This is a genomic window from Neisseria sp. P0013.S005, from assembly GCF_051958425.1.
GTDB lineage: Bacteria > Pseudomonadota > Gammaproteobacteria > Burkholderiales > Neisseriaceae > Neisseria > Neisseria subflava.
Genome location: NZ_JBQCVL010000024.1, coordinates 1 through 7,876, shown reverse-complemented (window position 1 = coordinate 7,876; position 7,876 = coordinate 1). Strand labels below are relative to the sequence as shown.

7 protein-coding genes are annotated in these 7,876 nt (G+C 53.5%); 4 read left to right on the top strand and 3 right to left on the bottom strand.

Features of this window, described 5'->3' with window-relative positions:
- Positions 1-218 precede the first annotated feature (218 nt).
- The 3 genes from yccS to ACTHTA_RS11010 all read right to left on the bottom strand — a co-directional run bounded on the left by yccS (position 219) and on the right by ACTHTA_RS11010 (position 4,882).
- Positions 219-2,354, bottom strand: a complete 2,136-nt coding sequence (gene yccS, locus ACTHTA_RS11020; protein WP_440364555.1) for a YccS family putative transporter — start codon at positions 2,352-2,354, stop codon at positions 219-221.
- A 165-nt stretch (positions 2,355-2,519) separates the two neighbouring features.
- The gene (locus ACTHTA_RS11015) at positions 2,520-3,749 is read right to left on the bottom strand and encodes a PilT/PilU family type 4a pilus ATPase (RefSeq protein ID WP_440364554.1); all 1,230 of its coding nucleotides are present in this window, start codon (positions 3,747-3,749) and stop codon (positions 2,520-2,522) included.
- 86 nt (positions 3,750-3,835) lie between these two features.
- Positions 3,836-4,882, bottom strand: a complete 1,047-nt coding sequence (locus tag ACTHTA_RS11010) for a type IV pilus twitching motility protein PilT (protein WP_308888484.1) — start codon at positions 4,880-4,882, stop codon at positions 3,836-3,838.
- Positions 4,883-4,999: 117 nt separating this feature from the next.
- Between ACTHTA_RS11010 and ACTHTA_RS11005 the strand changes: the two genes are divergently transcribed.
- From ACTHTA_RS11005 to dksA, 4 genes are all read left to right on the top strand, one after another.
- Complete coding sequence (locus tag ACTHTA_RS11005) at positions 5,000-5,695, top strand: YggS family pyridoxal phosphate-dependent enzyme (RefSeq protein WP_308888483.1); 696 nt, start codon at positions 5,000-5,002, stop codon at positions 5,693-5,695.
- Positions 5,696-5,771: 76 nt separating this feature from the next.
- Positions 5,772-6,569: a pyrroline-5-carboxylate reductase gene (proC, locus tag ACTHTA_RS11000; RefSeq protein ID WP_308888482.1), complete on the top strand. Its 798-nt coding sequence runs from the start codon at positions 5,772-5,774 to the stop codon at positions 6,567-6,569.
- A gap of 2 nt (positions 6,570-6,571) precedes the next feature.
- A complete protein-coding gene (locus ACTHTA_RS10995; RefSeq protein WP_308888481.1) occupies positions 6,572-7,129 on the top strand; it encodes a YggT family protein in 558 nt (185 codons plus the stop codon).
- A gap of 233 nt (positions 7,130-7,362) precedes the next feature.
- Entirely contained in the window at positions 7,363-7,779 is a 417-nt protein-coding gene (gene dksA, locus ACTHTA_RS10990) for an RNA polymerase-binding protein DksA (protein WP_070631586.1), read from the top strand.
- The last annotated feature ends 97 nt before the right edge of the window (positions 7,780-7,876 follow it).

Genomic DNA, 7,876 nt, shown 5'->3' with positions numbered 1-7,876 from the left:
AGTGGAGTACGGCTTGGTATTTGAAGTGTAATGTATATTTGCTCATAAAAAAAACTGCACCTTGTGAGTTGGAGGGGATGTGTCCAACTTTTGGGGTGCAGTTCAATTTTTCAGACGGCCTTTTGTTCTGGTTTTTATTCGAGGAAGTGTTTAGCTGTATTTAACGCCGATGATTGGCAGACTTGTTGCTAAACAGGCTGGAAAGCATTCGGCTCTTTTCAGACGGCCTCTACGTCGGCTTGTCGGTGCAATGCCTGATAGCACGGGGTAAGCTGGCGGATAATCAGGTCGAGCTGGTGTTTGAGGATGTGGTCTTGCTGCGCTTGTGTGTTTTGCTCAAGCTCGGCAAATTCCTGACGGATTTGGGTCATGGCCGTTTCAAAAGCCTCGGGGTCGGTTTGGGGCATTTGGGTCAGCAACTCGGCGATGTGGTGGGTCAGCTTGGCATAGGGCGCAAAGCCGTCGTTGCCGTCGATTCGGACTTGGTCGCGGTATGCGCCGAGCGCGGAAATGTGGCCGGTCAGCGCATAGCTGGTTTTGAGCAGGGTAAAACCGTCTTGCAGGCGGTCTTGGTATTTTTTCGGGTTGCTGCTCATGTCGGACAGGGTGCTGCTGAGGGCGGCGATGCTTTCGTGGGCTTGGCGGCGGGTGAGGCGGTAGTCGAAATCGTCGCGGCTGCCGTTTTGCAACTGCTCGAGGATGGCGTCGAGATAGCGGCCGTTGGCAGTGATGGTTTGGGCGGCGGTATGGCTGAGGGTGAGGTAACGCCAATCGGGCCAGAGGTAGGTGGCGGCGGCCCATGCGATAACGGAACCGACAATGGTGTCGATGATGCGGATGGGCATGGCGTGGTACACGTCCAAACCGGCAAGCGATAGGCTGGTCAGGGCTTGGATGGTGATGAAGAAGGTGGAGAAGCTGTATTTGTAGCTTCGGGTCATGAAGAACAGGGTGGTGCTGGCGATGACAATCCAGAGCTTGGTTTCAACGGACGGGGTGAAGTAGGGGACGAGCGAACCGACAATCACGCCGAGAATCGTGCCTGCGATACGTTGGTACACGCGGCTTTTGGTGGCGGTGTAGTTGGGTTGGCAGACGAAAAGGGCGGTCAGCAGAATCCAGTAGCCGAGGTTGAGATGGAGGATTTCGACAATGATGCAGGCCGCGGCCACGACGATGGAGAGGCGGGTGGCATGGCGGAATACGCTGGAGTCGAAATTGAGTTGGCTGAGGACGGTCTCGCCGATATTGCGGAACTTGGTGTTTTCAAGGGCGGCGATGCGGGTGTCGGCGTTGTCGTTTTCGGCAAGGGACGCATCGTTTTGCAGTTGCCGCAGTTGGTAATCGACGCTGCTGAGGTTGTCGAGCAGGCGGCGGATATTGTGGAGGTTGGCATTGTCGGCATGGGTCTCGGTAAAATGGCTGAGGGATTGGCGGCAGCCTTCCATGGCGCGGCCGAGGCGTTTGCTGTATGCGTAGGGTTTGTTGTTACGCAGGGAGGAGGCAACGTTGCGGCACGCCTGGCCTTGCATTTCGAGCAGGCGGCGGATGCGGAAGATGAGGTCGGTGTTTTTGAGCTGCTCGGCCATTTCGCTGTAATCGACGTGGGCGGAGCTGATGCGTTCGTGCATGTCTTGCGCGCAGAGGTAGTAGCGCAGCATTTTGACGGTACGCGGATGGCGGTGTTGGCCGCGCAACCGGTAGAAAAGTGCGCCGCGGCATTGGTTGAAGGCGGTAATCACGCCGGTGTTGCTCATGGCTAAGTCGATTTGGCGGTTGCCCAACCATGCGGCTTCGTCGGGATCGAAAAAGTCGGCTTTGGCATCGAAGTAGTTGCTGAGTGCGTCGTAGGCGTTAGCAACGGTTTCTTGGACGGGGCGGTGGGGCAGGATGATTTGGAAGATTAGGGTGTTGACGCTGTATAGGACGGTACCCAACAGAATCATGACGGGGTTGGTCAGCCAGTAGGTCTCGGGTGTGTAGGTCAGCGTGGTGTAGGTGGCGACGGCAAGTGCACCGAAAGCGAAAGTGCGGTATTTAAGGCCGACGGTGCCGAGGATGGTGAAGCCGAAAGTCATCAGGGTCATGGCCAAGATGAAGGGAACGCCTGTGCCGATGGTGCTTTGGGCAAGCAATGAGGAGAGGGTAAACAGGGCAACGGTGATAACGATGTTTTTCAGACGGCCTGTGAGGCGGTTGTCCAAATCGACCAAACCGCCGGCAATAATGCCGAGCACGAATGGCATAACCAGTTTGGGCGTGTCGAAGTGCCAAACGAGGGTGGCGGCGATGAACACGCTGGCGAAGACGGGCAGGGAGGCAATGATCAGAGGTTTGAGCGGCGGAGTTTTCATGATGTTGTTGTTTATTATTCGTTATGAGGTGAATGATTGGATTTTAACAGGATTTTCAGTCGGTTTCAGAATGCTTTAAATGAGATAAGGCCGTCTGAACGGATACGGAAAAATACTTGATTTCGTTTCCACACCCGTTCAGACGGCCTTTTTTGGCTTGCGCTATTAGGTCATCAGGTTGAGGTCGCTGATGCGGTCGTAGAGGCGTTCGGTATTGTTGCCCTCGTCGTGCATTTGAATGCGCAGGCGTAAATCGTTGGCGGATACCGCTTGGCGCAGGGCTTCGCTGAGTTCGATTTGGCCTTGTGCGTAGAGGTTGAAGAGGTTTTGGTCGAACGTCTGCATGCCGTTGCTGCCGGAGCGTGCCATCAAGTCGCGGATTTCCAGCAATTCGCCTTGGAAAATCAAGTCCTGCATGGCCGGAGTGTTGAGCAGGAGGTCGGTAACGGCCGTACGTTGGCGGTTTTTCTTGATGGTGAGGCGTTGGCCGATAATGCCGACGAGGTTTAACGCCAAATCTATCAAAACCTGTTGGCGGCGGTCTTCCGGATAGAAGTTGATGATGCGCTCGATGGTTTGGGAAGCCGTGTTGGCATGGATGGTGAAAACGCACAGATGGCCGGTTTGAGCCAGTTGGAGGGCGTATTTCATGCTTTCTTCGCTGCGGACTTCGCCGATACAGACGACATCGGGCGCTTGACGCATGGCGCTTTGAACGGCGATTTTCCAGTTGTCGGTATCGATGCCGATTTCGCGCTGGGTGAAGATGCTGCGGCAAGGTTTGTAGATAAACTCGATGGGGTCTTCGATGGTAACGATATGGCCGGGCAGCTTTTGGTTGCGGTAGTTGAGCATGGAGGCCATGGTGGTGGATTTACCCGAACCGTTCGGGCCGGCGAGGATCAGCAGGCCGCGCGGTGCGAGTGCAAGCTCTTGGAGCTTTTCGGGTAAACCGAGGGTCTTCATTTCGGGAATGTCTTGGCTGACGCGGCGCAATACCATGCCGACGCGGCCTTGCTCGTGGTAGGCGTTGACGCGGTAGCGCGTGTTGCTGCGCGATTGGACGGAATAGTTGATTTCCCAGTCGCGATTGAAGGCTTCGAGCTGGTTGGGGTTCATGGTGGATTCGGCGATGGCGGCGGTGTCCGCACCGGTCAGTGCTTTGTGGGGCATGGGCGTGAGGGTGCCGCCGACTTTGATGGCAGGGGGAAAGTCTGCGCTGATGAAGATGTCGGATGCGTTGCGTTTTTCGGCCTCTTCACACATGCGGTCGAGCAGGGGGTGAAGATGCGTGCCGATTTCGGCCGGGGTGGGTATGTGCGGTGCTTGGTTTTTTTGTGAGTAGGCTTGCACCATTTCGCTTAACAGGTCGTGCAGAGGGGCGAGGTCGCTCATGATGATTCTCTTTAAAACGGGTATTCGGTCAGGCTGAAAGGCCGTCTGAAAACGGGATGATGGGGTTCAGACGGCCTGAGTATGGTTTAGAAAACAGAGAGGTTTTCGATGTTTTGCGCCTTGCTGCGTGCCAGCTCGGGGCTGATGGTGCCTTGGCGGACAAGGGTTTGCAGGGCTTGATCGAGGGTTTGCATACCGTGGGCCTGACCGGTTTGGAGGGCGGCGTTGATTTGGGCGATTTTGTTCTCGCGGATGAGGTTGCGCACGGCCGGTGTAGAAATCAGGATCTCGTGTGCGGCGACACGGCCGTTGCCGTCGCGGGTTTTCAGCAGGGTTTGGGAAATGATGGCGCGCAAGGATTCGGACAACATGGAGCGCACGATTTCTTTTTCGCCTGCAGGGAATACGTCGACAATACGGTCGATGGTTTTGGCGGCGCCGGTCGTGTGCAGCGTGCCGAAAACCAAGTGACCGGTTTCGGCGGCGGTCAGGGCGAGGGAGATGGTTTCAGGGTCGCGCATCTCACCGATCAAAATCACGTCTGGGTCTTCGCGCAGGGCGGAACGCAGGGCGTTGGTAAAGCTGTGGGTGTGCTGATGCAGCTCGCGCTGGTTGATGAGCGCCTTTTTGCTTTGGTGGACGAACTCAATCGGGTCTTCGATGGTCAGAATGTGGGCCGGTTGGGTTTCGTTGATGTAGTTGACCATTGCCGCCAGCGTGGTGGATTTACCCGAACCGGTCGGGCCGGTTACCAAGACCAACCCGCGCGGATTTTCGGCAATTTTTTGGAAAATGCGCGGCGCACGCAATTCTTCCAGCGTCAGGACGGTGCCCGGAATGGTACGGAATACGGCGGCCGGGCCGCGTTCGGTCATAAAGGCGTTGACACGGAAACGGGCAACATTAGGCAGCTCAAATGAGAAATCGACTTCAAAATCCTGTTGATAGAGCTTGCGCTGGTGGTCGTTCATGACCGAGGTAATCATGGTACCGACTTCTTCCGAGCTCATCTCGGGCAGGTTGATGCGGCGGATGTCGCCGTGTACGCGTATCATAGGGGAAATACCCGAACTCAAATGGAGGTCGGAGGCTTTGTTTTTCACGCCGAACGCGAGTAAGTCGGTAATCTGCATAATGTGGCCTTGTTTTGGTTTAGAATAATAAAATCGCTTTATTTTAAATAGATAAACCCGTTCAACCAAGTAAAATTTTCAAAATACCGAGTGATGAACGGGTTAAAGGAGAAAACCATGTCGGTATTGCAACAAAACTATCAGGACGTATGCCGGGCGGTTGAACAGGTGGCTGAGGCTGCAGGACGGCCTGCGGATGCGGTGAAGCTGGTAGCGGTCAGCAAGACGTTTCCGGCAGACGATATCCGCGAAGTATATGCGGCCGGTCAGCGCGATTTTGGTGAGAACTATATTCAGGAATGGTTTGAAAAAACGGAAACGCTGGCTGATTTGCCGGATATTGTTTGGCACGTTATCGGCGATGTGCAGTCCAATAAAACCAAATTTGTGGCCGAACGCGCACATTGGGTGCATACGATAGGCCGTCTGAAAACGGCGCGGCGCTTGAGTGAACAAAGGCCGTCTGAAATGCCGCCGTTGCAGGTGTGCATTGAAGTGAACATTGCCGCGGAAGAGGCGAAACACGGTGTGGCGCCCGCTGAAGCGGTTGCGCTGGCCCTTGAAGTGGCCCAGTTGCCGAATATTAAAGTGCGCGGATTGATGTGTGTGGCCAAGGCCGACAGCAGCGACGATGAATTGCGCAGCCAGTTTCATACCATGCAACGGCTGTTGGCTGAGCTGAATGCGGCAGGCGTCGAAGCAGATGTTTTGTCTATGGGTATGTCCGGCGATATGCCAATCGCGGTAGAATGCGGCGCAACCCATGTCCGCATCGGCAGCGCGATTTTCGGTAAGCGGCATTATCCTCAATAAAAGTAATAGGCCGTCTGAACAGGGTAGACAGCAGTTTCAGACGACCTGATCGATATCACAAAGGAGTGACATATATATGAATATCTATTTTCTCGGCGGCGGCAATATGGCGACTGCCATTGCAGGTGGTTTGGTCAAACAAGACGGTTATCGTGTCCACATTGTCGAACGCGGCTCTGAAAGACGAGCGCAACTGGTGCAAGAATTGGGCGTAGCCACTTCTGAAAACCTGCCTGAATTGAGTGCGGACGACGTCCTCATTCTCGCCGTCAAACCGCAAGACATGCAGGCAGCCTGTCAAAACATCCGTTTGAATGGCGCGCTGGTGTTGTCCGTAGCGGCTGGTTTGTCCATCGATACCCTCAGCCATTATCTGGGCGGTACACGCCGTATCGTGCGCATCATGCCCAATACGCCGGCCAAAATCGGTTTGGGCGTATCCGGTATGTTTGCTGATGCAGGCGTTTCAGAAGCCGACCGTGCAGCCGCCGACGGCATCATGCGCTCTGTCGGCACAACCGTTTGGCTGAACGAGGAAGAGCAACTCCACAATATTACCGGCATCAGCGGCAGCGGCCCTGCCTATGTTTTCTATCTTTTGGGCGCGCTCCAAAACGCGGCTTTGGCACAAGGTTTCAACGAGCAAGATGCACGCGAACTGAGCCTCGCTACATTTAAAGGCGCAGTGGCTTTGGCCGAACAAACCGGCGAAGCATTCGCACAATTACAGCAAAACGTGACTTCCAAAGGCGGTACGACACACGAAGCCATCGAAACCTTCAAAGCCCATCATGTTGCCGAAGCCATCGAACAGGGCGTAGAAGCCTGCGTCAAACGTTCGCAAGAAATGGCGCAACAATATAAGGCCGTCTGAACATGCGCGGCGACTTGCTCTTATTATTGGCAGACGCTATTGCCATCCTGTGTATCACACGCTTTTGGCTCCGATACGCAGGATTGGCAGCAGAACATCCCCTGCTTAAATTCAGCATACAGGCAACAGGCTGGCTGACCAAACCTTGGCAAAAAGCATTTCCATCCGGCGAGAAAACCGATTGGTACTGCCTGCCTTCGGGTTTTCTGGTGTACTACCTTGCCTGTACCGCCATTATTTTCATCTCGCCGGCGCTGTCCATCAGCAATAAGCTGATTTTGGCAAACTTTTGGTTTGCCGCGCTCCATATGCTGAAAGCCGCGGCCTATACATTACTTATCAGTCTGATTATTAGAATGGTGGCCAGCATACAAGGCCGCTATTCGCCGTTGACTTATGCCATCGAACGAATTCTACAACCATTGCTCAAACCGTTTTCCTTCTTACGCGTAGGACGATACGATTTTTCAGGCAGTTTGTTGGCATTCTTATTATGGTTGTGGCTGGCCCGATGGTTTCCCCAACTTATCCAGCAAACCAACTTATGGTTGCTTCAATAGGCCGTCTGAAAGCGCAGCAGGCATTAACGACCAAAAATACAACGTCCTAAAAAGCGCTTTAATACATTTAGGTGTAAGGTAGTGCAAAAAAGTGCAAATCGAAATATAAAGAACAAATGAATAGGTAAAACATGATATGATTCGCCCAATTTCCAAAACGGAAATTTAAGAAAACCCAATAAAAGCAAACCCGTAGCATCCAAATCATTAACAACAAACCGAAAGCAGACACCATGGCAAAGCTGACAGAACAAGATATTTTAAACTGGAATGGTCCTGAAGAGGACTACATGAACAGCGACCAATTGGCCTTCTTCCGCGAACTACTGGTTAAAATGCAAGAAGAGCTGATTGAAAATGCAAACACCACTACCGGCCATCTTCAAGAACACGAATCCGCCCCCGATCCTGCCGACCGAGCTACTCAAGAAGAAGAGTACGCTTTAGAACTACGTACCCGCGACCGCGAGCGTAAACTTCTCAATAAAGTTCAAGCGACTCTCCGCAGCATCGACGAAGGTAATTACGGTTTCTGTGCCGATACCGGCGAACCCATCGGCCTCAAACGCCTGCTGGCACGTCCGACCGCGACATTGTCCGTAGAAGCGCAAGAGCGACGCGAACGAATGAAAAAACAGTTCGCTGACTAAAATATAAAGATAGATAAACCTCAAAAGGCCGTCTGAAAGAGCAATTCAGACGGCCTTTGTTTTGTATTTTTTTTGTATGTATGGATAGTGTAGAAAG

Coding starts and splice junctions, on each gene's coding strand:
- yccS (WP_440364555.1), bottom strand. CDS start 2,354: ATGAAAACTCCGCCGCTCAAACCTCTGATCATTGCCTCCCTGCCCGTC.
- ACTHTA_RS11015 (WP_440364554.1), bottom strand. CDS start 3,749: ATGAGCGACCTCGCCCCTCTGCACGACCTGTTAAGCGAAATGGTGCAA.
- ACTHTA_RS11010 (WP_308888484.1), bottom strand. CDS start 4,882: ATGCAGATTACCGACTTACTCGCGTTCGGCGTGAAAAACAAAGCCTCC.
- ACTHTA_RS11005 (WP_308888483.1), top strand. CDS start 5,000: ATGTCGGTATTGCAACAAAACTATCAGGACGTATGCCGGGCGGTTGAA.
- proC (WP_308888482.1), top strand. CDS start 5,772: ATGAATATCTATTTTCTCGGCGGCGGCAATATGGCGACTGCCATTGCA.
- ACTHTA_RS10995 (WP_308888481.1), top strand. CDS start 6,572: ATGCGCGGCGACTTGCTCTTATTATTGGCAGACGCTATTGCCATCCTG.
- dksA (WP_070631586.1), top strand. CDS start 7,363: ATGGCAAAGCTGACAGAACAAGATATTTTAAACTGGAATGGTCCTGAA.